The 26,902-nt window shown below is 68.3% G+C and carries 23 protein-coding genes and 1 pseudogene; 12 read left to right on the plus strand and 12 right to left on the minus strand.

Features of this window, described 5'->3' with window-relative positions; translation table 11 throughout:
* Nucleotides 1-23: 23 nt before the first annotated feature.
* Nucleotides 24-1,475 (plus strand): lipase maturation factor family protein, encoded by a 1,452-nt coding sequence (locus tag OQ789_RS07920; RefSeq protein ID WP_324684770.1) that lies wholly within the window; start codon nt 24-26, stop codon nt 1,473-1,475.
* A 16-nt stretch (nt 1,476-1,491) separates the two neighbouring features.
* On the opposite strand, the gene OQ789_RS07925 is transcribed toward OQ789_RS07920, so the two are convergent.
* Both OQ789_RS07925 and OQ789_RS07930 read right to left on the minus strand, forming a co-directional pair.
* Nucleotides 1,492-2,646, minus strand: a complete 1,155-nt coding sequence (locus tag OQ789_RS07925; RefSeq protein WP_324684771.1) for an NAD-dependent formate dehydrogenase — start codon at nt 2,644-2,646, stop codon at nt 1,492-1,494.
* Nucleotides 2,647-2,762: 116 nt separating this feature from the next.
* Nucleotides 2,763-3,674, minus strand: coding sequence for a LysR family transcriptional regulator (locus OQ789_RS07930; RefSeq protein ID WP_324685057.1), 912 nt, complete (start codon nt 3,672-3,674; stop codon nt 2,763-2,765).
* Between the two features lie 133 nt (nt 3,675-3,807).
* Between OQ789_RS07930 and OQ789_RS07935 the strand changes: the two genes are divergently transcribed.
* Nucleotides 3,808-4,341, plus strand: coding sequence for a DUF4189 domain-containing protein (locus OQ789_RS07935; protein WP_324684773.1), 534 nt, complete (start codon nt 3,808-3,810; stop codon nt 4,339-4,341).
* 83 nt (nt 4,342-4,424) lie between these two features.
* Here OQ789_RS07935 and OQ789_RS07940 read toward each other — a convergent pair.
* Together OQ789_RS07940 and OQ789_RS07945 are read right to left on the minus strand one after the other, a co-directional pair.
* Nucleotides 4,425-4,637, minus strand: a pseudogene (locus tag OQ789_RS07940) (cholesterol oxidase); the annotation flags it as partial.
* 50 nt (nt 4,638-4,687) lie between these two features.
* Nucleotides 4,688-6,334, minus strand: coding sequence for an acetolactate synthase large subunit (locus tag OQ789_RS07945; RefSeq protein WP_324684774.1), 1,647 nt, complete (start codon nt 6,332-6,334; stop codon nt 4,688-4,690).
* Between the two features lie 83 nt (nt 6,335-6,417).
* On the opposite strand from OQ789_RS07945, the gene OQ789_RS07950 reads away from it, so the two are divergent.
* Nucleotides 6,418-7,794: an NADP-dependent succinic semialdehyde dehydrogenase gene (locus OQ789_RS07950; RefSeq protein WP_324684776.1), complete on the plus strand. Its 1,377-nt coding sequence runs from the start codon at nt 6,418-6,420 to the stop codon at nt 7,792-7,794.
* 12 nt (nt 7,795-7,806) lie between these two features.
* Here OQ789_RS07950 and OQ789_RS07955 read toward each other — a convergent pair whose 3' ends face one another.
* From OQ789_RS07955 to OQ789_RS07965, 3 genes are all read right to left on the minus strand, one after another.
* Nucleotides 7,807-8,742 (minus strand): R2-like ligand-binding oxidase, encoded by a 936-nt coding sequence (locus OQ789_RS07955; RefSeq protein WP_324684778.1) that lies wholly within the window; start codon nt 8,740-8,742, stop codon nt 7,807-7,809.
* Nucleotides 8,739-9,437, minus strand: a complete 699-nt coding sequence (locus OQ789_RS07960) for a TetR/AcrR family transcriptional regulator (RefSeq protein WP_324684779.1) — start codon at nt 9,435-9,437, stop codon at nt 8,739-8,741. Before OQ789_RS07960 ends, OQ789_RS07955 begins: the two co-directional genes overlap by 4 nt.
* A 168-nt stretch (nt 9,438-9,605) precedes the next feature.
* On the minus strand, nt 9,606-11,306 hold the full coding sequence (locus tag OQ789_RS07965; protein ID WP_324684782.1) for an acyl-CoA dehydrogenase: 1,701 nt from the start codon (nt 11,304-11,306) through the stop codon (nt 9,606-9,608).
* Nucleotides 11,307-11,430: 124 nt separating this feature from the next.
* On the opposite strand from OQ789_RS07965, the gene OQ789_RS07970 reads away from it, so the two are divergent.
* The 3 genes from OQ789_RS07970 (at nt 11,431) to OQ789_RS07980 (ending at nt 15,178) form a co-directional block, all read left to right on the plus strand.
* On the plus strand, nt 11,431-12,411 hold the full coding sequence (locus OQ789_RS07970; protein ID WP_324684784.1) for a phosphotriesterase-related protein: 981 nt from the start codon (nt 11,431-11,433) through the stop codon (nt 12,409-12,411).
* The gene (locus OQ789_RS07975; RefSeq protein ID WP_324684786.1) at nt 12,404-13,933 is read left to right on the plus strand and encodes an AMP-binding protein; all 1,530 of its coding nucleotides are present in this window, start codon (nt 12,404-12,406) and stop codon (nt 13,931-13,933) included. Before OQ789_RS07970 ends, OQ789_RS07975 begins: the two co-directional genes overlap by 8 nt.
* Before the next feature lie 264 nt (nt 13,934-14,197).
* Complete coding sequence (locus OQ789_RS07980; RefSeq protein ID WP_420716064.1) at nt 14,198-15,178, plus strand: methyltransferase; 981 nt, start codon at nt 14,198-14,200, stop codon at nt 15,176-15,178.
* Between the two features lie 62 nt (nt 15,179-15,240).
* On the opposite strand, the gene OQ789_RS07985 is transcribed toward OQ789_RS07980, so the two are convergent.
* Nucleotides 15,241-16,413: an acyltransferase gene (locus tag OQ789_RS07985; protein WP_324684789.1), complete on the minus strand. Its 1,173-nt coding sequence runs from the start codon at nt 16,411-16,413 to the stop codon at nt 15,241-15,243.
* Nucleotides 16,414-16,591: 178 nt separating this feature from the next.
* On the opposite strand from OQ789_RS07985, the gene OQ789_RS07990 reads away from it, so the two are divergent.
* Together OQ789_RS07990 and OQ789_RS07995 are read left to right on the plus strand one after the other, a co-directional pair.
* Nucleotides 16,592-17,851: a DUF3068 domain-containing protein gene (locus OQ789_RS07990; RefSeq protein ID WP_324684792.1), complete on the plus strand. Its 1,260-nt coding sequence runs from the start codon at nt 16,592-16,594 to the stop codon at nt 17,849-17,851.
* A gap of 21 nt (nt 17,852-17,872) precedes the next feature.
* Nucleotides 17,873-19,603 carry a hypothetical protein gene (locus OQ789_RS07995; protein ID WP_324684794.1) on the plus strand — a complete coding sequence of 577 codons (1,731 nt, stop codon included), beginning with the start codon at nt 17,873-17,875 and terminating at the stop codon, nt 19,601-19,603.
* Here the strand turns inward: OQ789_RS07995 and OQ789_RS08000 are convergent.
* Nucleotides 19,583-20,749 carry a glycosyltransferase family 4 protein gene (locus tag OQ789_RS08000; protein ID WP_324684796.1) on the minus strand — a complete coding sequence of 389 codons (1,167 nt, stop codon included), beginning with the start codon at nt 20,747-20,749 and terminating at the stop codon, nt 19,583-19,585. The two genes, OQ789_RS07995 and OQ789_RS08000, sit on opposite strands and share 21 nt — an antisense overlap.
* A gap of 65 nt (nt 20,750-20,814) precedes the next feature.
* Here OQ789_RS08000 and OQ789_RS08005 point away from each other — a divergent pair, with 65 nt between their 5' ends.
* Both OQ789_RS08005 and OQ789_RS08010 read left to right on the plus strand, forming a co-directional pair.
* Complete coding sequence (locus tag OQ789_RS08005; RefSeq protein ID WP_324684798.1) at nt 20,815-21,582, plus strand: class I SAM-dependent methyltransferase; 768 nt, start codon at nt 20,815-20,817, stop codon at nt 21,580-21,582.
* Nucleotides 21,583-21,627: 45 nt separating this feature from the next.
* Nucleotides 21,628-23,088 carry an aldehyde dehydrogenase gene (locus OQ789_RS08010; RefSeq protein ID WP_420716065.1) on the plus strand — a complete coding sequence of 487 codons (1,461 nt, stop codon included), beginning with the start codon at nt 21,628-21,630 and terminating at the stop codon, nt 23,086-23,088.
* Nucleotides 23,089-23,163: 75 nt separating this feature from the next.
* Here OQ789_RS08010 and OQ789_RS08015 read toward each other — a convergent pair whose 3' ends face one another.
* On the minus strand, nt 23,164-23,985 hold the full coding sequence (locus OQ789_RS08015; protein WP_324684800.1) for a crotonase/enoyl-CoA hydratase family protein: 822 nt from the start codon (nt 23,983-23,985) through the stop codon (nt 23,164-23,166).
* Nucleotides 23,986-24,189: 204 nt separating this feature from the next.
* On the opposite strand from OQ789_RS08015, the gene OQ789_RS08020 reads away from it, so the two are divergent.
* Entirely contained in the window at nt 24,190-24,321 is a 132-nt protein-coding gene (locus tag OQ789_RS08020; RefSeq protein ID WP_324684801.1) for a hypothetical protein, read from the plus strand.
* The gene (locus OQ789_RS08025; protein WP_324684802.1) at nt 24,318-24,983 is read left to right on the plus strand and encodes a TetR/AcrR family transcriptional regulator; all 666 of its coding nucleotides are present in this window, start codon (nt 24,318-24,320) and stop codon (nt 24,981-24,983) included. Before OQ789_RS08020 ends, OQ789_RS08025 begins: the two co-directional genes overlap by 4 nt.
* Before the next feature lie 5 nt (nt 24,984-24,988).
* On the opposite strand, the gene OQ789_RS08030 is transcribed toward OQ789_RS08025, so the two are convergent.
* Both OQ789_RS08030 and OQ789_RS08035 read right to left on the minus strand, forming a co-directional pair.
* Nucleotides 24,989-25,285 carry a hypothetical protein gene (locus OQ789_RS08030; RefSeq protein WP_067124006.1) on the minus strand — a complete coding sequence of 99 codons (297 nt, stop codon included), beginning with the start codon at nt 25,283-25,285 and terminating at the stop codon, nt 24,989-24,991.
* A gap of 20 nt (nt 25,286-25,305) precedes the next feature.
* Nucleotides 25,306-26,823 carry a class I adenylate-forming enzyme family protein gene (locus OQ789_RS08035; protein WP_324684806.1) on the minus strand — a complete coding sequence of 506 codons (1,518 nt, stop codon included), beginning with the start codon at nt 26,821-26,823 and terminating at the stop codon, nt 25,306-25,308.
* Between the last annotated feature and the right edge of the window lie 79 nt (nt 26,824-26,902).

Raw genomic sequence — 26,902 nt, forward strand, 5'->3', positions numbered from 1 at the left:
ACCGTCACCGAGGAGCTGGTGCCATGGATTGGTTTACCGCACCCCAATATTGGCTGGGCAGAGTGGTGCTCGAGCGGGGCGTCGCGGCCATTTACCTGCTCGGGTTCGTCGCGGCCGCGGTCCAATTCCGCGCGCTCATCGGCGAACACGGCATGCTGCCCATTCCGCAATTCTTGGCGAGGAATTCCTTTTGGCGCACGCCGAGCGTCTTTCACCTGCGCTATTCCGATCGGTTGTTCGCGGCCGCCTCCTGGTTCGGCGCGGCGCTGTCGGCGGCGATCGTCGCCGGGGCCGCCGACGCGGTGCCACTGTGGGCCGCGATGGCGATGTGGCTGGCGGTGTGGGTGCTCTACCTCTCGATCGTCAACGTCGGGCAGACCTGGTACTCGTTCGGCTGGGAGTCGCTGCTGCTCGAGACCGGGTTCCTGATGATCTTCCTGGGCAATCACGACGTCGCACCACCGTTGCTGACGCTCTGGATGGTTCGGCTGCTGTTGTTCCGCGTCGAATTCGGTGCGGGACTGATCAAGATGCGCGGCGACCCGTGCTGGCGCGACCTGACGTGTCTGTACTACCACCACGAGACGCAACCGATGCCGGGGCCGCTGAGCTGGTTCTTCCACCAGCTCCCCAAGCCGCTGCATCGAATTGAGGTGGCGGGCAACCATTTCGCGCAGCTGATCGTGCCGTTCGGATTGTTCGCGCCGCAGCCGGTGGCATCCGTCGCCGCCGCGACCATCGTCGTCACCCAGCTGTGGCTGGTGGCCTCGGGCAATTTCGCCTGGCTCAACTGGGTGACGATCCTGTTGGCGTTCAGCGCGATCGACGACGCGTCGGCGGCGATGCTCCTGCCCGACGGCGTCGTCCCGGCGCACGCCGGCCCGGCGGTGACGCCGCTGTGGTTCGTCGGCGTGGTGGTCGCGATCACGGCCGCAGTGGTGTTCATGAGCTACTGGCCGTTGGCCAATATGTTGTCATCACGACAGCGAATGAACATGTCGTTCAACTCATTTCATCTGGTCAACACCTACGGCGCCTTCGGCAGCATCGGACGGATCCGCCGCGAGGTGGTGATCGAGGGCACCGACGAGGCGCTGGTCACCGCCCACACCGTCTGGAAGGAGTACGAATTCAAGGGCAAGCCGGGGGCGTTGCGCCGGCTGCCGCGACAGTGGGCTCCCTACCATTTGCGCCTGGATTGGCTGATGTGGTTCGCCGCGATCTCGCCGGGCTACGCGCAGCCCTGGCTGGTTCCCTTCCTGCAGCGGCTGCTGGAAAACGACAGGCCGACCATGCGCCTGTTGCGCCACAACCCCTTTCCCGATTCGCCGCCCCGGTTCGTGCGGGCCCAGCTCTACCAGTACCGCTTCACCACTCCCGCCGAGCTGCGCCGTGATCGGGCATGGTGGCACCGCGCCCTGGTTGGCGGATACGTGCCACCCATGACCCTCTCAACGGCGACCAGCTCCGGCTGAAACCGTCCGGGAGCCCCTACTTCTGATAGGACAGCGCCCCGGTACCCGCCAGCTTCCCGCCTTCGACGATCAGGTACTCGGGCCGAATGGGTGTGCCGGCGAACCAGCTCTCCAGGATCTCCCGGGTGCCGGCGGCATAGCGCGCCTGAGCGGACAATGTGGTGCCCGAAACATGCGGTGTCATCGCATTATTCGGCATCGTCCGCCATGGATGGTCCTTCGGCGGCGGCTGCGGATACCACACGTCCCCGGCATAGCCCGCCAGCTGGCCCGACCTCAGGGCGTCCGCGATCGCCTCCGGGACAGTCTCCTCGCCGCGGGCGGTGTTCACGATGTAGGAGCCGCGCCGCATGGTCGAGATCAGCTTCTCGTTGAACATCCTGCGGGTGTCGTCGTACAGCGGCGAGTGGATAGAGACCACGTCGACCGCCCGCACCAGCTCCTCCACCGTGGGGTGGAACGTGACGTTCAGTTGCTTCTCCACGTCCGGTGCCAGCCGGCGGGTGTCGGTGTAGTGCAGGTTGACGTCGAACGGCGCCAGCCGGCGCAGCACGGCACGCCCGATCCGGCCGGCCGCGATCAACCCGACATCCATCCCCTCCAGGTCGTAGGCGTGCTCGACGCAATCGGCGATGTTCCAGCCGCCCTCGGCCGCCCACCGATGCGAGGGGACGAAATTACGCACCAGCGCCAGGATCTGCATCACGGTGTGCTCGGCGACGCTGATGCTGTTGCTGTAGGTCACCTCCGCCACCGTGATCCCGCGCTCCTGGGCCACGGCGAGATCCACGTGGTCCGAACCGATGCCGGCGGTCAACGCGAGCTTGAGTTTGGGCGCCTTGGCGATTCGCTCCTTGGTCAGGTAGGCCGGCCAGAACGGCTGCGAGATGACGATTTCCGCGTCGGCCAGTTCGCGCTCGAACTCCGAATCCGGACCCTCCTTGTCCGACGTCACCACCAACTCGTGGCCGCAATCCTCGAAGAATTTGCGCAGCCCCAGCGCCCCGGAAACGCAGCCGAGGAGCTCACCGGGGGTGAAGTCGATCTTCGACGGGGTCGGCGCGGTGCTGCCGTCGGGGTAGCCGGGGATCGTCGGGATGCTGTCGCGCGCGTAGCGCGGCGGATAGCCGTCGACGGGGTCCGGGTAGAGCACCATCACACACTTGGCCATTTGATTCTCCTTCTCACCTGCAGTCGCGCCCCAGTCTCGCGCGCGCCCGCCGCGGTGTCCAAGACACGATTCCGACCGGCTGATAGGCAGCGCCGATCACCGCGCGGGCGCTGCGGCTAGGCCAGCTCGCTGAGCGTCGCGCCGATGCGGGCCTCGCGCGCGGTCCGTCGCAGCGCGCGCGCCAGCAGCGAGCCCGGCTCCGCGCGGTTGGTTACCAGCGCTATCAACGCGGTGACCGACGGGCGCCGCAAACGCCGCACGCTCATCCCGGCGGGTACGCCCAACGTGTGCAGCCACGGTTGCGGCACGATGCTCGCCCACCGGCCGGTGCGAACGTGGGCGAACAGCGCGGCCACGGAATCGGTTTCCAGCTGCGGGTTCACCTGCAGATCGTGGGTCGCCAGCGCGTCATCGATGACGCGGCGGCCGCGCATGCCCTGGGTCAGCAGGCACAGCGGTAGCTGCACGGCGTCGGGCCACGCCAAGGTTTCCGATTCGTCGCCCAGCATGTCGGCGGCGGCGATCAGCACCGGCTGCTCGTGGTACAGGGGGGTGACCAGCAGATCGGCCGTGTCCTGCTGGTCCGGATAGATGATGCCCGCGTCCAAGCCGAACTTGCGGACGCGTTCCACGATCCCGGCCGAGCGCAGGTTGACCTCGAGCTGCACCCGCACCAACGGGTGTGCCGCACAGAACGGATCTGTAAGCAGCGCAACGGTAGTCGAGGCGGCCGGCACCACCCCGAGCCGCAGCTCGCCGGTCAGGCCGGCCCGCAGCGCGGTGACTTCCTGTTTCAGCGCGTCGCGGTCGGCCAGAATGCGCCGCGCCCACGGCACCAGCCGCTCGCCTTCGGGGGTCAGGCCCTCGAACCGCTGTCCGCGCCGCACCAGCGGAACGTTGAGTTCGGATTCGAGCTTCCGGATGGCTTCCGACAGCGCGGGCTGCGAAACGTAACAGGCGGTCGCTGCGCGCGCGAAGTGGCGCTCATGGGCGAGCGCGACGAAGTACTCGAGCTGACGGAACAGCATGAACCATTCGACCATGTCTCGACAGCCGGTAAACATTTGCTACGGCGCTGTCAACGCTCCGTTAACCAGCTAGCCAACTCGGCGTCGAGCCGGGATCGTAACAGTTCGACGCTATCCAACGTGGCGTTCGAAGGTGGCGCGGACGGCGCTGTCCGAGCCTTTTCGGTGTGAGCCCGCTCCGGTCAGCGAACTCGCCTCGCGCAAGACCGTCAGCTTTCGCATTCTATTCGAGAGAAAACATATGTCCAAACTTGTTGCATCCGCGTTCATCTCAGCCGCCTGCGCTGTCGGACTGGCAGCCCCGGCGCAGGCGGCGAACGGCTATATCGTGGTCGCCGGTTCTGACTCCAGCCATTCTGTCGAAACCACGGCAGGCGGCAACCTTGCCAGTCTGAGTTCCGTTGAAGAGTATGCGATGAGCCATTGCGCCGAGAGGCACGGTTCAACCGACTGCCACATTCTCGCCGAGGGAGTGGGCGGCTGCGTGGCCCTCTCCGACAACGGTCATGGGTTCGTCGGGGGTTGGGGTGCCACGCGGGACGCCGCCGCAGCTGCGGCGGTGGCCAAGGCCGGACAGCCGAGGGCAACCGTTGACGTCGTTCGCTGCGTCGGCGATCCGGGTCTCAACTTCTCGAACGTACAGCACCCGTTCTGGGTCACGCAGTAGCCCTGCCCTTCAACGACAGCGCGGACCATTCGACCATGCCCACCGGATGGCGGAAGGGTGCTGGCGGTCAACTGCGCAGCAAATCAGTTCAGCCGCAACGCCGCCGGCGCGCCGGCCGGAACCACCGGCTTGACCGGTTCGACCGGCGAGAGGCGTTGATGGGCGGCTCCCAACCGGGGTCGGGTATCACGGTCTCCTCTGTTCGGCCAGAAGGCGGCGGCCCGTTCGGCCTGTGCCGTGATGGTCAGTGACGGGTTCACCCCGATATTGGCCGAGATCGCCGAACCGTCGAAAACAGGCTGCTCTGCGATTGGTTCGGGGACGCGGTGCTGCCGCGATCCGCAACCTAGAGCGTTTCGTCCAGCTCGCCGAGGCGGTCGGTCAGCCGCAGGTTCTCGGAGTAGTCGACCGGGCAACTGATCAGCGAGATGCCGTCGTCGTCGAGTGCGGCCCGCAGCGTCGGCAGCAGCTCGTCGGCATGAGAGATCCGGTACCCCTTGGCGCCGAAGCTTTCCGCGTATTTCACCACATCCGGGTTGTTGAACTTCACGTAGTAGTGCGCCCCGAGTTCGAGGTCCATCTTCCATTCGATGAGGCCGTAACCGCCGTCGTCCCAAATCAGCACCACCAGCGGGATCCGCTCGCGCACCGCGGTCTCGATCTCCTGCGAGTTCATCAGGAACGCGCCGTCGCCGACGACGGCCAGCACCTTGGCTTCCGGCTGCGCCAGCTTGACACCCAGCGCACCGGGCAGGGCAAAACTCATGGTGGACAACCCGTTTGAAATCAAGCAGGTGTTGCGCTCGAAGGTCGGGTAGAGCCTGGCCATCCACATCTTGGTGGCACCGGTGTCGACCAGGACGACGTCGCTGCGACCCAGCGCGGCGCGGGTGTCGGCCACCACCCGGGCGGGCGCCAACGGATAGCGCGAATCCTGTTGGCCCCGTTCGAATTCCTCGGCCAGCAGGCCCGAGCCGGGCGCATCGGCGGCGTGGTCGAAGGTGTGCCCGGACAGCGCGTCGGTGAGCGCGTTCAGCGAATCGCTGATGTCGCCGATGATCCCCACGTCGACCGAGTAGTGCGCGTCGACCTCGGCGGGGAACCGGTGGATGTGGATGATCTTCTTGTCGGCCTGCGGGTTGATCCGCACCGGGTCGAATTCCTGCAACTCGTAGCCCACGGCGATGACGGCGTCGGCGTGGTCGAATCCGAAGTTGACGTAGTCGTGCCGCATGAAGCCCAGCGTTCCGATGCTGTTGGGGTGGTCGTCGGGCATCACACCCTTGCCGTGGAAGGTGTTGGCCACCTGGATGCCGAATGCTTCGGAGAAGCGCAGCAGGGCTTTGGTGGCGTCGGCGCGGGCGGCGCCGTGCCCGGCCAGCAGCACCGGGCGCTTGGCGTTGCGCAGGACGTCCACGGCACGGGCCACCTGGCGCGGGGCCGGCGCGTCGGCGCGCACGACGTTGCGGGGCAGCGGCCCCAGGTCGTAGTCGGTCTCGTCGGCGTCGATATGCTCCGGAACCGCCAGATAGACCGCCGCCGGGCGCTCGGATTCCGCAACCTTGAACGCTTTGCGGACCATCTCCGGGATGGCGCGGGCGGTCGGTATGCCGGCCGACCAGCGGGTGATGGGGGCGAACATCGACACCAGGTCGACGTACTGGTGCGACTCCTTGAACTCGCGGTCGTGGCCCACCTGCGCGGAGATGGCGACCAGCGGGGTGCTGTTGGTGGTGGCGTCGGCCACCCCGAGTTGCATATTGATGGCGCCCGGTCCCAGGGTGGACGACACCACCGCGGCCCGCCCGGTGACCCTGCCGTACATCTCCGCCATGAACGAGGCGGCCTGCTCGTGCCGGGTGAGCACGTAGCGGATTTTTGACGACGCCAGCGCCTGCACCAACCGGATGTTCTCCTCGCCAGGCACCCCGAACACGACAGAAACACCCTCGTTTTCCAGGCACTTGACGATCATCTCGGCGGCTGTGCTCATCCGACACCTCCCTCGGGGGAACGATAGTGGCAGGCTAGATGTTGGACTTTCCGCAACCAAGCAATCGATGAAGGAGGGCCGCCGTGCCCATCGCCACCACGAACCCGGCTACCGGCGAGACAGTGAAGACCTTCACCGCGGCCACCGATCAGGAGGTCGACGCCGCGATCGCCCGCGCCTATGAGCGCTTCCTCGACTACCGCCACAACACCACGTTTGCCCAGCGCGCGCAGTGGGCAAACGCCACCGCCGACCTGCTCGAGGCCGAGGCCGACGAGGTCGCCGCCATGATGACGCTGGAAATGGGCAAGACGCTGAAATCGGCCAAAGCGGAAGCGCTCAAGTGCGCCAAGGGTTTTCGTTACTACGCCGAGAACGCCGAACAGCTGCTCGCCGACGAACCGGCCGACGCGAAGGCGGTGGGCGCGAAGACGGCCTACATCCGCTACCAGCCGCTCGGGGTGGTGCTGGCGGTGATGCCGTGGAACTTCCCGTTGTGGCAGGCTGTGCGGTTCGCCGCACCGGCCCTGATGGCCGGCAACGTCGGGATCCTCAAGCACGCGTCGAACGTTCCGCAGAGCGCGCTTTATCTCGCCGACGTCATCGCCCGCGGTGGATTCCCCGAGGGGTGTTTCCAAACCCTGCTCGTCTCCTCCAGCGCGGTCGAGCGCATCCTGCGCGATCCCCGGGTCGCGGCGGCGACCCTGACCGGCAGCGAGCCGGCCGGCCAGTCGGTGGCGGCCATCGCGGGCGACGAGATCAAGCCGACCGTGCTCGAACTCGGCGGTAGCGACCCGTTCATCGTGATGCCGTCGGCGGACCTGGACGAGGCCGCCAAGACCGCGGTCACCGCGCGGGTGCAGAACAACGGCCAGTCCTGCATCGCCGCGAAGCGGTTCATCATCCACACCGACATCTACGACGAGTTCGTCGACAAATTCACCGAGCAGATGGAGGCCCTGACCATCGGCGACCCCACGGACCCCGACACCGACGTGGGGCCGCTGGCCACCGAGTCGGGCCGCGACGAGATCGCCAAGCAGGTCGACGACGCCGCCGCGGCGGGCGCCACCATTCGCCTCGGCGGCAAGCCCATCGACCGGCCCGGCTGGTTCTACCCGCCGACCGTGGTCACCGACATCACCAAGGACATGGCGCTCTACACCGAGGAGGTGTTCGGACCGGTCGCGTCGATGTACCGGGCGGCCGACATCGACGAGGCCATCGAGATCGCCAACGCCACCACGTTCGGCCTGGGGTCCAACGCCTGGACCAACGACGAGGCCGAGCAGCGGCGCTTCATCGACGACATCGAGGCCGGCCAGGTCTTCATCAATGGGATGACGGTGTCCTACCCCGAATTGGGGTTCGGCGGCGTCAAGCGGTCCGGGTACGGACGCGAGCTCGCGGGCCTGGGCATTCGCGCGTTCGTCAACGCCAAGACCGTGTGGGTGGGCTAGCCTGCCGCGCCGTTAGACGCCGGCCAGCGCCCGCTCGTCCTCGTCGGCGAAGGTGTCCTCGAGCTGCAGCGGCGAGTAGTCGAGGTCGATCTCGCCCAGGGGGCGCCCCCGGGCGCTGGAGATGGTGCCGAAGCGTCGCATCCCCTTGTCCGCGGCGTACTGCATGAACTCGTCCACCGACAGGTCGAACGGCATCGGGTCGTAGAGGGCGAAACCCTCTTCGATCAGCCGCAGCCCGAGGGGCATCAGCTCGTTCATCCGCGCCTCGAAGACGCCCCAGTTGGCGTCGTCGGCGGCGACGTGGCGCCGGCAGGTAAAGGTGCCCCACGCCATGTGCCGCCGCTCGTCGTCGCCGATGCGCCGCACCAGCTCCTGCATGCCGGGAAGGATGCCGCGTTCCACGCAGATCTTGTGCCAGCCGAAGTAGCCGGTCAGCGCCAGCATGCCTTCGACCATGTGGTTGTAGGTCACCGAGGCCCGCACCTGGGCGGCGGGCGACGGATCGACCGTCAGCGCGTTCAGGCAGTCCGGCAGCTCCTCGTAGAAGATCGTGCGGTAGGTCGGGACGTCATCGAGGAAGTTGTGCAGGTCCTCGGTGATGCCGACGGCGTCGAGCCACATGCGGAACACCTGGACGTGCTTGGCCTCCTCGAAGGCGAACTGCGTCAGATACATCTCGTCGCCGAGCCGGCCTTCGGCGCGCATCGCGGCCATGAAGGGCTGGATGTCCTGGGTCACCGACTCCTCGCCGGCGATGAACTCGGCACACAGCCGGGTCGCGTAGCTGCGTTCGTCGTCTGTGAGGCGTTCCCAGTCCTCCCGATCGCGGGAGAAGTCGATGTCGGCCGGATTCCAGAATTTCGCGTTCCCTCCCGCAAACAGCTTGAGCGGCAAGCTATCCCAGTTGAGGCCGCCCTCGGCCATCGAGGCTATGTGGGTGCGGTTCATGTGACCTCCTCAGATCGTTTGGGGGCTGGGCTGATCGGTGACGGGCTGATCGGTGACGCCGAGAACGCGGCCGCCAGCACCGCGACGAGCCGGCGCACGGCCAGCGCGGGTTGCTCCGGCGTGGGTTCGTCGAGCCCCAGTACCGGATCCAGGCCGCGCATGTAGGGCGCCAGCGCCAGGTGCGGAAAGATCAACAGCAGCAACGACAACAGCGCGTCGGTATCGCAATCGGCACGCAGGTCGCCGCGGACGTGCGCGTCGCGGACCAGCGGGCGCATCACTTCCAGGTAGTGACGGTGGATGACGTTCTGCACGCTGACGCGCGCTTCGGTGTCGACTTCCAGGGTCGCCGCGGCGTGCAGCGCGCGTTCGTGCGGATGGTCCGCGAAGTAGGCCACCCACGCGTCGAGCCAGTCGGTGAGGAAGTCGAAGAAGGGCCGGCTCGGGTCGAGTTCGCGGATGCGGTCCTCCATGTAGGCGCGGACCCGCTGGCTGCCGATGTCGGCGATGAACGCGTACAGGTCGCGCTTGTCCGCGAAGTACTGAAACAGGCTGCCCTTGGCAACCCCGGCGCGGCGCGCGATGACGTTCAGGCTGCCCCGGGAGAACCCGTGCGCCCCGAACTCCGACTCCGCGGCGTCGATGATCGCTGCGCGACGAGCGGGGTCGACGCGCGCCCAGGTGACCGTCGGCAACACCCCTCCTAAATTGAATGACCACTGGTCATCCTACTGTGATTCAACTCACAGTCAAGGGGTCTGGGGGCTCGGCTCGAGCGTGCGGCTGGCCGCACACTCAGGCTCCAATGTGCGACCGGCCGCACACTCGCGCTCGACGTGTGCAGCTAAATGGAAGGCCCTGGGCTACGGGCGCATCCGGTAGGCGCCGTTGAGCGGCAGGACGTGGTCCTTCCAAATCTGGTCGTAGCGCACTGGGTCGTGCGCGGGCCGGCGGATCATCCGCAGCGCGAAACGGGCCTGTTCATCGGTCGCCGCGGGCTTATCGGACAGTTCGACGGCATAGGCGTTGAAGTCGCGGACCAACACGGCGAAGATCTGGTCGATCAGCCCCTCGTCCACGCCCGACAGCCCGGCCTCCTCCAGGATGAGTTGGGCGTAGGGCACCGTCGCGAACAACTGGCCGACGGCGAACGCGAAGTCGATGTCCTTCTGCTGCGCGGCATCCGGCGTGGCGCCGGCCAGCATGTCGGCGAGCACGTCGATCTGCGAGCGCAGCAGCGCCACGTTGGGCAGATGCCCGTAGCTGTCGAACGGCGCACGCCAGTCGTGGAAGCGCACCTTGCCCAGGCCGCCGGTGGGACCCTGGTTGAACAGGAAGGTGTCGTCGGCGGCGTCGTCGCGGCGGCCGAGCAGCGGCAGCGCGCCGTTGGGGGCGAACAGGAAGTTGGGCATGAACTTGCCGAGCAGCCCGATGTTGATGTGCACGGTGCCCTCGAGCCGCGGCAGCAGGCCGATTTCGCGTGTCATCGCCTCGAAGATGGTGTCTTTCTCCACCCCTTTGGCGGCAATGACGTCCCACAGCGCGGTGATCACGCGCTCGCCCTCGCCGGTGATCTTCGCCTTGGTGAGCGGGCTGTACAGCAGATAGCGGCGGTCAGAGTCCGACGCGCTGCGCATGTAGTCGCAGGCCCGGGTGGCAACCAGCCGCATCGCGACCAGCCGTGCGTAGGCGTCGGTGAGCAGCCGCCGCACGTGGGTGAAGTCGGTGACGACGGTCCCGTACAGGATGCGGTTGGACGCGTGGGTGACCGCCTCGTACATCGCGTGGGTACACATGCCGACCGCGCCCCAGCCGAGGTTGTACTTGCAGACGTTGACGGTGTTGAGGGCGGCGTGGAAGGCGCCGGGGCCGCGGTGCAGGATGTCGGCCTCGGTAACCGGGTAGTCGCGTAGCGCGTAGTTGGCGACGAAGTTCTGCGAATTCACCACGTTCTTGATGACGTCGTAGCGGTCGTGCTGCGAGTCGGCGGCGAAGAACACGTACTCGTCGGTGCCGGCGAACTTGCCGAAGGTGGAGACCATCCGGGCCACGTTGGCGTTGCCGATGTAGTACTTCTCCCCGGTGGCCGTCCAGCCCCCGCCTTTCGGCGTCAGGTTCATGTCGGTCTGGTAGACGTCCGCGCCGTGCGTCTGCTCCGACAGGCCGAAGGCGAAGACCTCCCCCGCCTCGAGCAGCGCGGCGGCCTTGCGCTTGGCGTCCTCGTTGGCGCTCATCCAGATCGGGCCCAGGCCCAGGGCGGTGACCTGGAAGGGATACCAGTAGTTCAGCCCGTAGAAGCCGACGATCTCGGCGAACGCACTGATCCGGTAGGTGTCCCAGCGGCAGTCATCCGAGGCGCCATAGGCGCCCGGGGTCAGCAGGGAGGCGAAGATGCGCTCCCGGCCGATGTGGTCCAAATACTCCGAGTACCACACTCGTTCGTGGTCGTCGGACTTCAGCCGGGCCTTGCCCCGGGACTCGAAGAAGTCCACCGTCGCGGCCATGATCTCCCCCGAGCGGCGGTCCGGGTACTGACGTTGCAGGTGGTTGGGATTGAGCAACATGACGCGACTCCCAGTGGGTTCTCGACGAAGACCAGGGTGACGGTACTGCACCAAGGTGGCCGTCGGGGTGGGTGCGACAAAACGGCCCTGTTGGTCACGTTCCGGTCGCCCTAGCATCAGTGACGTGTCAGAACTCAATACCGCTCGCGGGTCCATCGATACCGCCGCCCTGGGCGTGACCCTCATGCACGAGCACGTGTTCATCATGACCACCGAGATCGCGGAGAACTATCCCGAAGCGTGGGGCGACGAGGAGCGGCGAGTCGCCGACGCCATCAACCGGCTCAACGAGTTGAAGTCCCGCGGCGTCGACACCATCGTCGACCTCACCGTGATCGGGCTGGGCCGCTACATCCCCCGCATCGCCCGTGTCGCCGCGGCCACCGAGCTGAATATCGTTGTGGCGACCGGGCTTTACACCTACAACGACGTCCCGTTCCGTTTCCACTACGAGGGCCCGGGCGGGATGCTGGGCGGCCCGGAGATCATGACCGAGATGTTCGTCCGCGACATCGAGCAGGGCATCGCCGACACCGGCGTCAAGGCCGGGATCCTCAAGTGCGCCACCGACGAGCCCGGCATCACGCCCGGCGTCGAGCGGGTGCTGCGCGCCGTCGCGCAGGCGCACAAGCGGACCGGGGTGCCGATCTCCACGCACACCCATGCCGGGCTGCGCCGCGGCCTCGAGCAACAGCGGATCTTCGAAGAGGAGGGCGTCGACCTGAGCCGGGTGGTCATCGGGCATTCCGGTGACAGCACCGACGTCGGCTACCTCGAGGAGCTGATCGCCGCGGGGTCCTACCTCGGGATGGACCGGTTCGGCATCGACGTGATCTCACCGTTCGAGGAGCGGGTCAAGATCGTGGCGCAGATGTGCGAGCGCGGGCACGCCGACAAGATGGTGCTCTCCCACGACGCCAACTGCTACTTCGACGCGCTGCCCGAAGAACTGGTGCCGCAGATCGCGCCGAACTGGCACTACCTGCATATCCACAACGACGTGATCCCGGCGCTCAAGGAGCGCGGCGTCACCGACGAACAACTGCACACCATGCTGGTCGACAATCCGCGCCGCATCTTCGAGCGACAGGGCGCTTATGAGTGAGCCAATCCCGCCGATCGGCACGCAGATTTCGGCGCTGGCCGCGCTCGCCCCGGACGAGCCGGCCGTCACCTGCGACGGGGTGACCCTCACCCGCTCCGAACTCGACCGCTCGACGAACCGGTTGGCCCGCGCCTACGCCGAGCGCGGGGTGGGCGTCGGCGACTACGTGACGATGGTGCTGCCCAACTCGGTCGAGTGGATTCAGGCAGCGGTGGCGTGCTGGAAGCTGGGCGCGGTACCGCAGCCGTTGTCCGCGCGGCTCCCGGACGCGGAGTTGCAGGGCCTGCTGGACCTGCGGCCGCCGGCCCTGCTGGTGGGCCGTGGAGGCGGTCGCCGGCTCGGCGAATCCGGGCGCAGCGGGTCGGCGGCCGGACCGCCTGGTCATCACCAGATGCCAAGTGTTCCAGCAGGTTTCACGCCGGACCCGGCGTTGTCGGACGACCCGCTGCCGGAGGCGGTATCGCCGGTATGGAAGGCGATGGGCTCCGGCGGCAGCACCGGGCGGCCCAAGCTGATCGAATCCGGTGGGGACAGCCGGATACCGGCCGCCATCGGCTACCCGCTCGGGGCGCAGGAGGGCGACACCACGCTGATGCCGGTGCCGCTGAGCCATAACACCGGCTTCACCACCGCGACGATCGCGCTGCTGATGCGACACCACCTGGTGCTGATGAGCCGCTTCGAGCCACACCAGTTCCTCCGGTTGATCACCGACCATCGAGTCACCTTTTTGACCACGGTGCCGACGATCATGCAGCGGGCGCTGCCGGTCTACCAGGCCGACCCGGGCGCCTACGACCTCTCGTCGATCCGGCGGTTCTGGCATCTGGGGGCGCCCTGCCCGCCGGCCATCAAGCAGGCATGGATCGACCTGCTGGGCGCGGAGAAGGTCTGGGAACTGTACGGCGGCACAGAATTACAGGCGCTGACGTTCATCTCCGGGGACCAATGGCTGACGCACCGCGGTTCGGTCGGCGTGGTGGTCGCCGGGGAAATGAAGGTGCTCGACGACGACGGCGACCCCTGTCCACCCGGCGTGGTCGGCGAGATCTACATGCGGCCCGGCCCGGGCAGCGCGCCCACCTACCGCTACGTCGGCGCCGAGGCGAAAAGCCGCGACGGCTGGGACTCGCTGGGCGATCTCGGCCATTTCGACGACGACGGGTTCCTGTACCTCTCGGATCGGCGGGTCGACATGTTCACCGTCGGCGGCCGCAACGTCTACCCCGCCGAGATCGAGAACGCGCTCTCGGCGCACCCGGACGTGTTGTCCTGCTTGGTCGTCGGCGTGCCTCACGACGATCTCGGCCAGGTGCCCTACGCCCTGGTGCACCCGGTCGACGGCTCACCCCTGGATTGCGGTGGCGTGCAAGAGTTTCTGCGCGATCACGTAGCGGGATACAAGGTGCCGCACACCGTCGAGTTCGTCGACACTCCGCTGCGCGACGACGCCGGCAAGGCCCGCCGCTCGGCAGTGCGGGAACAGGTCATCGAGCGCTTGGCGGCCGCGGAGGCCGGCTGACCCGCGCCGACTTGGGGCCGGTTAGTCCAAAAACCCGCTTCCGCCGGAAACAACGATTACGATCTGCCGACGCTAGTAGAGCAAGCGACCACCGCGACAAGCACCACCTAATGGTCTGTAATCAGCAGGTACTGGAGAACGATGCCGCCCAAATCACCGACATCAGCCCCGAAACTGCCGCCTGCCCGGGTGGCTCGGGCGGTCGAACGAATCCGTCATCACGTGGGGCGGCTATACCAGCGACTGGCACCTCCGCCGATCACGGTGATCGACATCATCTTTGGGGCCTTTCTGTCGCAGGCCATCTCGGCATCCGCGCAACTGGGTATCGCCGACGCGCTTGCCGGGGGGCCGTTGACCAAGGAGGAGCTGGCGCACCGCGTCGGGGCGGACCCGGACAGCCTGGCGCGGCTGATGCGGTTGCTGATCAGCCGCGGGTTGTTCCGTAGGCGCCGCGACGGCCGTTTTGCACTCAACGCGCTGGCCGACACGCTGCGCACCGACTCGCCGATCTCGACGCATGGGGTTGCCCTGTTCTACGGCTCCCCGCAGCACCGAGCGAACTGGACACGGCTGGCCGATGCGGTCCGCACCGGAGAGCCGAACCCCCCAAAAGTGTTCGGAAAGGGCATCTTCGACTATCTCTCCGACGACCCTGAGTTCGCGGAGATCTTCAACAACGCCATGACCTCCACGTCGTCAGTGTTGGAGGCGGCGGCTGTCGCGGCGTACGACTTCAGCAACTTTGGCGTCATCGCCGACATCGGTGGCGGCCACGGCCGGTTACTGTCGTCCCTTCTCACCGCCGCCCCCAATGCCCGCGGCGTGCTGTTCGACCTCCCCGAGGCAGTCGAGGGAGCGCAGCCTTTGTTGGCCGCGCACGGTGTCGCCGACCGAGTCACCGTGACGGGCGGGTCGTTCTTCGAAAGCGTGCCGTCCGCTGACGCCTATGTGATGAAGAACGTCATCCACGACTGGCCCGATGACAAGGCCATCGCGATCCTCGGCACCATCAAAGCCGCGGCCCGTCCAGGTGCGAAGCTGCTGCTTTTGGAGATGGTCGTCCCCGATCACGACCGCGAATTCCTCGGCCACTACGCCGATATGGAGATGCTGGTGATGGCGGGCGCACTGGAACGCGGCCTCAAGCAGTGGACCGACCTACTCCGGCGGGGCGGCTTCCGGCTGCAGCGCGTGGTGCAGACGGCAGGGCCGCTCTGCGTCATCGAGGCGGTACCCAGTTAGAGGGCAATGACGTCCCCTGCTGTCTGCGCAAGAGGTGGAAGAGGGGATGGACTGCGCCGGTCCTAGGGTGCGATCGCGTCCGCCTCGGCGTCGACCGCCTGAGCCGTGGCACCCGGCTTCTCGCGTTTCTCCCAGCGGCGCAACGCTTCTCGGCAGGGTGACTCGACCAGGGCGTAGCTGACCGCGGCGATCGCGAACCCGAAGATCAGCGTCAACACCAAAACCGTGGGCATGTGGCCGCTGAACGGGAACACCCCGAGCACCGGGAACACCATGGCCAGCGCCGCCAGGTGCCACACGAACAGGCCGTAGGACCAGCGCCCCAGGGTCACCATCGCAGTGGTCCCCAAGACGCGATGCGGCGTATCCACCCGGTCCAGCACCAGCGGCGCGACCAGCGCGAAGGCCACCAGCGAGCCCATCGCGGTCTTCACCGCGAACTGGGCCGGGGTGCCGGGCACCAGGCCTTCGGGACCGGCCAGCGGCGACGCCGCGATCAGGTAGGCGGCCACCGCGACGGCGGCCATCACCAGCCGCCGGCGGGCGATGCGATGCGGCAATCCGATCCCGCTGTGCACCCACTCGGCTAGAAGCATGCCGGCGGCGAACCACGAGAAGAACGCGGGCGGCCAGTTCAGCGGGTTGATGCCGGATGCGGAATGGATGGGCACCCAGCCCCACGCCCAGCTCAACGCCCCCAGCCCGGCGATCGCCGGCACCCGGGCGCGCACCGGCAGCCGGCGGGCCAGCAACGCGAGGATCGGTAGCGCCAGGTAGAAGCTGACCTCGACGGACAGGCTCCACATCTGGGTCAGGCCGCCGGTCAGCGTCAGCGGCACGTAGATCTGGGTGAGCGTGAGATTGGCCAGCCACACCGTCAGGCTGGCGTGGTCGGCGTCGGGCAGCAGGGTCAGGATCACGACGACGGCGACCACATAGGCGGGCATGATGCGGACCACCCGCGAGCGCAGGTAGTGGGCGGTGGCCGGCCTGGGCGCCAGATCCCTTGCCGCCGCGGCATGTCCGCGCCACAGCAGAAAACCCGACAGCGCGAAGAACACCGCCACGGCGAGGTCGAAGCGCCCGAACAGCCTGCCGGTGGCCGCGCTGGAATGCCCGGTCTGGAACGCGACGTGCGTGACCACGACGCCCATCGCCGCGCAGGCGCGCATGCCTTCCACGGCCGGCAGGAAGCTGCGGACCCCGCCCACCCGCTGGTCATCGCTCACCACCACAGTTTGCCTGCGATCGGTTGGGCGGCGAATGGGTACACCCGCAGGACCCGTCCGCGGTCCCCAGGTTGGTAAGCCGCCGCCTTACTTTCTGCTGTTAGGGTCAGACGAGTTTGCCCGGGGCTGCTGCTCGGGCGGGGTCGCGGCTGATGAAGCAAGGAATCGAGGAGGGCACAGCGACGTGAACCGAGCAGTCATGTTGCGGTTCGCCGCATGCGGAATCATCGGACTCGGAGCTGCCCTGCTGATCGCCGCGCTGCTGTTGACCACCTACACCACCAGCAGGATCACCAAGGTCCCCCTGGACATCGACGCCACTTTGGTCGGTGACGGCACCGGGACGGCGCTCGACTCCGCGTCGCTGTCCACCGACCACGTCGTCGTCAACCAGAATGTGCCACTGGTCTCCCAGCAGCAGATCAGCGTCGAGTCGCCCGCCAATGCCGACGTGGTCACGCTTCAGGTCGGAAGTTCGTTGCGGCGCACCGACAAGCAGAAGGACAGCGGGCTGCTGCTGGCGATCGTCGACACCGTCACGCTCAACCGCAAGACCGCGATGGCCGTCTCGGACGACACCCACACCGGCGGCTCGGTGCAGAAGCCGCGCGCCGTCAACGACGACAACCCGCCCACCGCGATGCCGTTGCGGCACGACGGACTGAACTACCGGTTCCCGTTCCACACCGAGAAGAAGACCTACCCCTACTTCGATCCGATCGCGCAAAAGGCGTTCGACGTCAACTACGAAACCCAGGAAGACGTCAACGGGCTGACCACGTACAAGTTCACCCAGAACGTCGGCTACAACGACGAGGGCAAGCTGGTGGCCCCGGTGACGTATCCATCGCTGTTGGCCGGCGCCGAGGACGCCAAGCAGACGACGTCGGCATCGATGTGGGGCGTCCAGGGCGGCGATCCGAACGAGCAGATCACCATGACCCGCTACTACGCGGCGCAGCGCACCTTCTGGGTGGACCCGGTGTCGGGCACCATCGTCAAGCAGACCGAGCACGCCGACCACTACTTTGCCCGCGACCCGCTCAAGCCGGAGCTCACCCTGGCCGACTACAAGGTCACCTCGAACGAGGACACCGTCGAATCCCAGGTCAACGCGGCCCGCGATGAGCGCGACCGGCTGGCGCTGTGGTCGCGGGTGCTGCCGATCACTTTCACCGCGGTGGGCTTGATCGCGCTGGTCGGCGGCGGCCTGCTCGCCTCGTTCAGCCTGCGCAGCGAGAGCGCGCTGACCGATCCCGGCCTGGACCGGGGCGACCAGGACTTCTTCGGCCGCAGCGGCCTCGAGGAACCCGTGCCGGGCGCCGAAGCCGAGACCGAGAAGCTGCCCACGCAGCGTCCCGAGCCGGGCTCGCCCGACGCGGACGAACCCACCGAGGCCGGGCCGGCCGAGCCCAATCCGCCCGGCCCGCACGACCGCGAATAGCCCGGCTCGGATGCGTTGACTGTGCGCTGGACCCGACCCGGGTACGCACTGGTCTTGGCGCTGCTGGTGGTCGGGCCGCTGCTGGCGCCCGGATACCTGCTGGTGCGCGACGCGGTGTCGACGCCGCGCTCGTATTTGTCCGATACCGCGCTGGGGCTGACGTCGGCGCCGCGCGCTACCCCCCAGGACTTTGCGGTGGCGCTGGCCTCGCGGCTGGTCGACGGCGGCGTCGTGGTGAAGGCCCTGCTGCTGCTCGGGCTGTGGCTGGCGGGCTGGGGCGCGGCCCGGCTGGTCGCGGTCGCGCTGCCGTGCGCGGGCATCTCCGGTGAGTTCGTCGCCACCACCGTGGCGATCTGGAATCCCTACGTCGCCGAACGGCTGCTGCAGGGCCACTGGAGCCTGCTGGTCGGCTACGGCTGCCTGCCCTGGGTGGCTGCGGCGATGCTGACGCTGCGGACCGCGCGGACCGGCCGGTTCGCGGTCGGCGGGCTGGTCTTCTGGATCGCGCTGGCCGGGCTGACGCCGACCGGGCTGCTGCTGGCCGCGACGGTGGCGCTGGTGTGCCTGGCCGCCCCGGTCAAGGGCACCGCCGGGTGCTGGCCGCGCCGCTGGTGTGCCGCGGCGGCGTTGGGCGCCGCCGTGGTGGCGGCGCTGCCGTGGCTGGTTGCGTCGGCCATGGGATCGTCGCTGACCACCCACACCGCGGCCAACCGGCTGGGGGTCGACGCGTTCGCACCCCGCGCCGAGCCCGGGCTGGGCACCCTGGCCAGCCTGGCCGGGCTCGGCGGCATCTGGAACGGCGAGGCCGTGCCCGGTTCGCGCACCACGCTTTTCGCGGTCTGCTCGACCGTGGCGCTGCTTGCTGTGGTGGCGGCGGGGCTGCCGACGGTCCTGCGGCGCCCGGCGGCGGTGCCGCTGCTCGCGCTCGCGGCGGTGGCGGTTTTGGTCCCGGCGGCCCTGGCGACCGGCTCGGGCCTGCAGCTGCTGCGCACGGTGGTCGACGCCGTGCCCGGCTTCGGTGTGCTGCGTGACGGACAGAAATGGGTGGCGCTGGCGATGCCCGGCTACGCCCTGGCGGGTGCCGGAGCCGTGGTGACGGTGCGCCGGTGGCTACGGATTCCGGGAACCGCCCCGGCGCTGGTCTGCTGCCTGGCGCTGCTGCTGGCGCTGCCCGACCTGGCCTGGGGCGTGTTCGGCCGGGTCGCGCCGGTGCACTATCCGCGCGGCTGGACCGCCGTGGCCGCCGCGATCAACGCCGACCCCGGGGCGGTCGCGGTGCTACCGGCCGGCACCATGCGGCTGTTCTCCTGGTCGGGACCCACACCGGTCCTGGACCCGCTGCCCCGCTGGGTACGCGCCCGCGTGCTGAGCACCGGTGATCTGGTGATCTCGGGGACCACCATCGCCGGGGAGGGCGTGCACGCCCGGGCGGTGCAGGAGCTCCTGCTGTCCGGGCCCGACCCGGCGGCGCTGGCCGCGGCCGGGGTGGCCTGGCTGGTCGTCGAATCGGACAGCGCCGGTGGCATGGGCGCGGCCGCCCGCACCCTGAGTGCGCTGGCGCCGGTCTATCGGGACGGCGAGATGGCGCTCTACCGGGTCGGCGGGCAGACGCCCGGGGTGTCGGCCGTGCGGCGGGCGGCGACGATGGCCGCGCACCTGGTGTGGCTGGCGGTGCTGATCGGCGGCGGTGCCGGCGCGCTGATCGGCGGCGCGTGGCGGCACCGCCGCCGCTCAGCCCCGTCCGGTGACTAGCCCGCTGACCGTGCCGCCGGCGTGCACGGCTTCCAGCACGGCCCACATGGCCTGCGCGCTCTGCGCCCAGGAGAATTCACCGCTGCGGGTCTGCGCTTTGGCGCCCAGTTGCTCGCGCAACACCGGGTCGGCCAGCAGCTCGTCGAGCCGGTCCACCAGCTCGGCGTGGCTGTCCACCAGGATCCCGGTGACCTCGTCGACGATCGAATCCGACAGGCCGCCCGAGGATCGGTAGCCGATGGTGGGCACCCGGTGCTGGGCCGCCTCGACGACCGCCAACCCCCAGCCCTCCTTGCGCGAGGGCAGCAGGTGCACCCAGGCCCCTTGCAGGACATGGTGTTTGGTCACGTCGTCGACGTGACCGTGGAACGTCACCGCCGAACCGATGCCGAGCCGCTGCACGTGCTCGACGAGCCGCTCGCGCCACCAGCCGTCGCCGACGATGTCGAGGTGCAGATGCGGTATCCGCGGCAGCAGCCGCGCGACCGCCTCCAGGGCGTCCTCGATCTGCTTGTGCGGTACCAGCCGCGACAGCACCACCACCCGCGGCGCGCCCGAGCGCGGGCCCGTCAGCGACTGCGCCGGCGCCCGGTCGAGGCCGTTGCGGACCACCGCGATCTGGGCGTCGTAGACGCCCAGGGCGACCAGGTCGCGCGCGGACGGCAGCGACACCGTGACGTACTGGTTGTGCCGGTTCACCCTCGGCGACAGCGTCGACTCGACGAACCAGCCCAGCCGGCCGAGCACCGGCCCGGCCACCGGCCACTGCTCGCGGTGGCAGTGGTGCACCAGCACCAGCACCCGGCGGCGGTAGATCAGCCGGGCCAAAAAGGGCAAGCCGTTTTGCGTGTCGACGACCACGTCGGGCCGCACCCCGCGCAGCGGCCCGGCCCCGAGCCGGGCCGCGGCCATGGCCAACAGCGCGAAGACGTACACCGTGTAGCGGCCCCCGGCCCGGTTGATCCGCACGCCGTCGACGACCTCGTGGCGCGGTGCGCCCGGATAGCGGGCGGTGCGCAGCGTGACGGCGATTCCCGCTGCGGCCAGCTGCGCGCCGATGCGCTGCAGATAGGCCTCGCTGCCGCCGCCCTGCGGGTGCCCGGTATCGCGCCAGCACAGCAGCAGCACGGAGCGCAAGGAAGACATCGATCGTCAGCCTAACCGGCGATGATGTGCACCACGCGGTGCCGCACATCCGTAGGGTGTGGCCGGTGGCGGCCACCGACATCTTCGCGCGCCGGGCGACGCTGGCCCGCTCGGCGCGGCTGCTGTCGGAATTTCGCTACGAGCAGCCGGATCCGGCCCGCTTCTACGGCGCCCTCGCGACCGATACCGCGGCCATGGTGAGCGACCTGTGGCGGGGTGCCCACGGCGACCCACCGTCCGGCCGCACGTTGCTCGACGTCGGCGGCGGGCCGGGTTACTTTGCGGCGGCGTTCACCGATGCCGGCGTCCGCTATGTCGGGGTCGAGCCCGACCCCGGCGAAATGCACGCGGCCGGGCCCGCCGTTGCCGGGGAAACCGGGACCTTCGTGCGCGCCTCGGGAATGGCGCTGCCGTTCGCGGACGACTCGGTGGACATCTGCCTGTCCTCCAATGTCGCCGAGCACGTGCCGCGGCCGTGGCAGCTCGGTGCCGAAATGCTGCGTGTCACCAGGCCGGGCGGGCTGGCCGTGCTGTCCTACACCGTGTGGCTGGGCCCGTTCGGCGGGCACGAGATGGGCCTGACCCATTACCTCGGCGGCGCCCGCGCCGCCGCCCGGTACGCCCGCAAACACGGCCACCCGGCCAAAAACGACTACGGGTCGTCGTTGTTTGCGGTGTCGGCGGCCGAGGGGTTGACCTGGGCCCGCAACACAGGCGGGCTGGTGGCCGCATTTCCCCGCTACCACCCGCGATGGGCGTGGTGGCTGACGGGTGTGCCGACGCTGCGCGAGTTCCTGGTGAGCAATCTGGTGCTGGTACTGCAACCCCAATAATGGAACATGTTCTAATCTCGCGCCGGCTTGGGTAGGGTGGCGGCCATGACAACGGAGTACGACAAACTTTTCATCGGCGGCAAGTGGGCCGAGCCGTCGACCGACGAGGTCATCGAGGTGCACTGCCCGGCCACCGGCGAGTACGTCGGCAAGGTGCCGCTGGCGGCCCCGGCCGACGTGGACGCCGCGGTGGCCGCGGCCCGCGCGGCCTTCGACAACGGCCCTTGGCCGTCGACACCACCCAAGGAACGCGCGGCGGTCATCGGGAACGCGCTGAAGCTGATGGAAGAGCGCAAGGACCACTTCCTCAAGGTGCTGGGCCTAGAGACCGGCCAGCCGCCGACCAGCGTCGAGACCATGCAGTGGATGAGCACGCTGGGCGCGCTGAACTTCTTCGCCGGCCCCGCCGCCGACCAGGTCAAGTGGCGGGAGACCCGCACCGGTGGCTATGGACAGAGCATCGTGCACCGTGAGCCGATCGGCGTGGTGGCCGCGATCGTCGCGTGGAACGTGCCGCTGTTCCTGGCGATCAACAAGCTCGGCCCCGCGCTGCTGGCGGGCTGCACGGTGGTGCTCAAGCCGTCCGCCGAAACCCCGCTGACCGCACACGCTTTGGCGGAGGTGTTCGCCGAGGCCGGCCTGCCCGAGGGCGTGCTGTCGGTGGTGCCCGGCGGGGTGGACACCGGCCGGGCGCTGACGGCCAATCCCGATGTCGACCTGTTCACATTCACCGGGAGCTCAGCGGTCGGCAAGGAGATCGGCCGCCGCGCCGCGGACCTGCTCAAGCCGTGCACGCTGGAACTCGGCGGCAAGTCGGCGGCCATCGTCTTGGAGGATGTCGACCTGGCCGCCGCGATCCCGATGCTGGTCTTCTCGGGCATCATGAACACCGGCCAGGCCTGCGTCGCCCAGACCCGCATCCTGGCGCCGCGCTCGCGCTACGACGAGATCGTGGACGCGGTGGCCAATTTCGTGCAGATGCTGCCGATCGGTAAACCGTCGGACCCGGCCGCCCAGATCGGCTCGCTGATCTCGGAGAAGCAGCGCGCGCGGGTCGAGGGCTATATCGCCAAGGGGATCGAGGAGGGCGCCCGCGTGGTGTGCGGCAACGGTCGCCCCGAGGGCCTGGACGACGGCTTCTTCGTGCTGCCAACGGTGTTCGCCGACGTCGACAACAAGATGGCGATCGCGCAGGAGGAGATCTTCGGACCGGTGCTGAGCATCATCCCCTACGACACCGAGGACGACGCGATCAAGCTCGCCAACGACTCGGCGTACGGGCTGGCCGGCAGCGTGTGGACCTCCGACGTGCCGCGCGGCATCGAGGTCTCGGAGAAGATCCGCACCGGCACCTACGCAATCAACTGGTACGCCTTTGACCCGTGCTGCCCGTTCGGCGGCTACAAGAACTCGGGCATCGGCCGGGAGAACGGGCCGGAGGGCGTCGAGCACTTCACGCAGCAGAAGAGCGTGCTGATGCCGATGGGCTACACCGTCGAGGGCTAAGGCTCGTCCGCGCCGAGCGTCACGCTGGCGTGACGCTCGGTGTGCGGAGTTGCGCTGGCGTGACGTTCGACGCCGCTAGCGCCCGACAAAGCGCGCCTGCCTGCGCTCGACGAACGACTGCACGCCTTCGGCGGCGTCCTCGGTGGCGAACAACTCGACCACGCCGGGCCGCAGGCGCTCGATGGCCGCGGCCTCGCCCGCCGTCCGCGCCAGGTGCGCCGACGCCAGTGTGGCCCGCACAGCCAGCGGGGCGGCGCGATCGGCGATGGTGTGCGCGATGTCGCGGGCCCGGGCCAGACCCGCCGCGGCGTCGTCGGCCACCTCCTGGACCAGCCCGATGCGGTGCGCCTCGGCAGCGTCGAACTCGTCCCCGGTGAGCAGCCAGCGCATCGCGTTACCCCAACCGGCGGCCGCGGGCAGGCGGATGGTCGCGCCGCCGAAGGGATAGATCCCGCGCTGCACCTCCAGCTGCGTGAACCGGGTGCCGGTCGCGGCGATGCGGACGTCGGCGGCCAGCAGTAACTCGATGCCCAGCGTCATGCACCAGCCGTGCACCGCGACGACCAGCGGCGTGGCCCAGGCGCCGTCGAGGCGCCAGGGATCACGGCCGTCCTCGGGGAAGGACAGCTCCCCGCTGGCGAGCCCGGGGCCGACGTCGACGAGATCCAGGCCGGCGGTGAAGTGCTCGCCGTGGGCGAACAGCACGCCGGCCCGTACCGAGGAGTCCGATTCCAGCACGCCGTAGGCGCGGGACAGGTCGGCGAGCATTGCCCGATCGAACGCATTACGTTTTTGCGGCCGATTCAGGCCGATGAGCAGGACATGCCCGTCGCGCTGCAGCGACACGGTGTCCAGATCCGGCAGGACCGGCGGCGTGGGTTCAGGGCTGTTGACCATTCGCCCAGTGAAGCCGACATCGCAAAATTATGCAATAGAGCATAATTTGAGACCGTTTACGCGCCCGTAAAGCACGAATCCCCGGCCGCCAGCCGGTGAAATGTGAGGTGTACGTCACACCTCGCCTGAGAGATTGCTTAATTTACGGATGTCTTATATGTTTCATAGCATAATCAAAGGCCGCGAACAGGCCGGGAGAACATCATGTGGATCATCGAACTCAACGTTGCCGGCTATCAGTTCACGCGCGAGATGCCAGACCTGCGCCGCCGCCCCTTCCGCTTCAACCGGCGTCATGTGCACTGGCCGGCATTGCGACACTCCCACGCTGCATGAGTGCGGCCAGGGGAGGTACGACCACGTCGACCATCGGCGACGCCCCGGCGAAGCGCGGAGGCACCCGCACGAAGATGCTGGCCAGCGCCGCCGAGGTGATGCGCGAACGCGGGGCGGCAGGCGTCACCATCGACGCGGTACTCGCCCGCAGCGGCTCCCCCCGCGGCTCGGTGTACTACCACTTTCCCGACGGGCGTAACCAGATCCTGACCGAGGCGCTGCGCTACTCCGGCGACTCCATCACGGCCGTAATCGACGACGCCGCCGGACGCGGCGCCCGGGCGTTGTTGCGCGAGTTCGTCGCGTTCTGGGAGCAACTGCTCACCGAGGGCGAATTCACCGCCGGCTGCCCGGTCGTGGCCGCGGCGATCGGCTGTTCAGACGACGACGGGCCCAACCTGTCCACCGAGGCCGGCGCCATCCTGGGCCGCTGGTGCACGGCGCTCACCCGCGCGTTCGTCAACGACGGCTTCGACGACACCGACGCCGCATCGCTGGCCGTGATGTCGATCGCCGCGCTGGAGGGTGCCATCATGCTGTCCCGCTCCACCCGCAGCGCGGGCCCGCTACACCAGGTGGGCGAGCAGCTCCAATTCCTGATCAAGGCAAAGGAATTCGTTGCCCGGAACAAGATCCCGGCCAAGCAGGACGCCGCGCAGTGATCCGCTCAGTCGCTGGCCGGTAACGGCTTGACCTCTTTGAGCTGCAGGGCCGTCTGCCCGATGCTCAGGCTCCCGGCGCCCGGCTTGGTCACCAGCACCTCGGCACCGGTTTCGTCGACGTAGCGCTTTCCCATGACGGTGCCGTCGGCGAACGCCGGGTCCAGTTCACCCGACCGCTCGCCCCCGACCGGCACCATCGGTGCACCCCCACAGCGCAGGTCGTCGAGGCTGTCGGCACTCCTGACGACGATCACCTGCGTGTCACAGACCTGGCTGGCCAGACGAGTTCCGTTCTTGATCATTGATTTCCGTCCTTGATCGCTTACTGCTGGGCCGTCCGACGCGCAATCGGAGTGAGGGTCTGGATGATCTCCCGCCGCAACACCTTGCCGGTGGCGGTGGTGGGCAACTCGTCGCGAAAGACTACCTCGTCGGGAGTGCGCGACCCACGCAAACTCTTGCGGACGAATTCGCGCAGTTCCTCGGGGTCGGGGTCCACGCCCGGCTCAGGCACCACCACCGCGACGATCGCCTGGCCCCACTGCGGATCCTCGACGCCGACCACGGCCACGTCCCGCACCTGGGGGTGCTCGACCAGAACCTCTTCCAGTTCCGCCGGCGCGATGTTCTCGCCGCCGCGGATGATCGTGTCGTCGCTGCGGCCGCCGATGAACAGGTAGCCCTCGTCGTCGAGCATGGCGATGTCCCTGGTCGGGAACCAACCGTGCTCGTCGAGCACCGAGCCGATCCCGGTGTAGCGGCCCGACACCTGCTCGCCGCGCACGAACAGTTCACCGGTTTCGCCCGGGGGCAGCACGTTGCCGGCCTCGTCGCGGATCTGCAGTTCGACGCCCGCCACCGCTTGCCCCACCGATCCCAGCCGGCGGGTGACGTCTGCGGTCAACCCCGCGTGGGCCGCGCGATGGTCGTCGGGTGTCAGGACCGCGATGGTCGAGCTGGTCTCGGTCAGGCCGTAGGCGTTCACGAAACCCACGTCGGGCAGCATTTCGAGTGCGCGACGGACCAGCGGCAGACCGACCTTGGAGCCGCCGTAGGCCAGGTTGCGCAGCGACGGCAGCTCGATGGCCGGCCCGTCGCCGTTCTCCAGCACGGTGATGATGCGGTCCAGCATGGTGGGCACCACCGTCGCGGTGGTCACGTTCTCGGCGTTGATCAGGCGAACCCATTCCCGCGCATCGAAATTCGGCAGGTACACCATCTTGCGGCCGGCGTACAGATTCGACAGCGCGGCGCTGACCCCGGCGATGTGATACGGCGGCACGCAGATCAGGGCGGCGTCGGTGTCGGCGGCCGACCCGAATTCGACTGTCCCGGTGACGTAACTGGTCAGGTTGTTGTGGGAGAGTTCGACCGCCTTCGGTTGCGAGGTGGTGCCCGAGGTGAACAGCACGATCGCCACGGAGTCCGGGTCGGGGAACTCGGCAGCCGGTTCGGCGGTGCGCGCGGCCGCGAGGAAGTCGCCGGAGTCCATCACCCGGTCCGAGGCGTCGCCGACGGCGTCGCGGTAGCGGCCGTCGACGATCACCAACGGGTCAGGCAGCCGCTTGATCAGCACCTGAATCCCGTCGGCGGAGAGCCGGTAGTTGATCGGCGTGAACGCCACCCCCGCGCGCGCCGCGGCGAAGATCAACAGCGGCAGCATGGCGCCGCCGGTTCCTACGTAAACGACGTGCTTGGCGTTCGACGCGGCTATCACGCCCGCGCCGCCGTCGGCAAGATCGCTGAGCTGTTGCGTCGTCAGCCGCAGGTCGCCGGACACCACCGCGGTGCGCTCGGCGTCGCCCGATGCGGCCATCTCGAGCAGCAGTGAAATGCTCATCGTCGATCTTTCTCCGGTATCAACACGTTACAAACCTGGCCAAAAGTGTCATGTCCGACTGTAGTTTAAAGCACGCACG

It is taken from the genome of Mycobacterium sp. 94-17, from assembly GCF_035617725.1.
Classification (GTDB): domain Bacteria; phylum Actinomycetota; class Actinomycetes; order Mycobacteriales; family Mycobacteriaceae; genus Mycobacterium.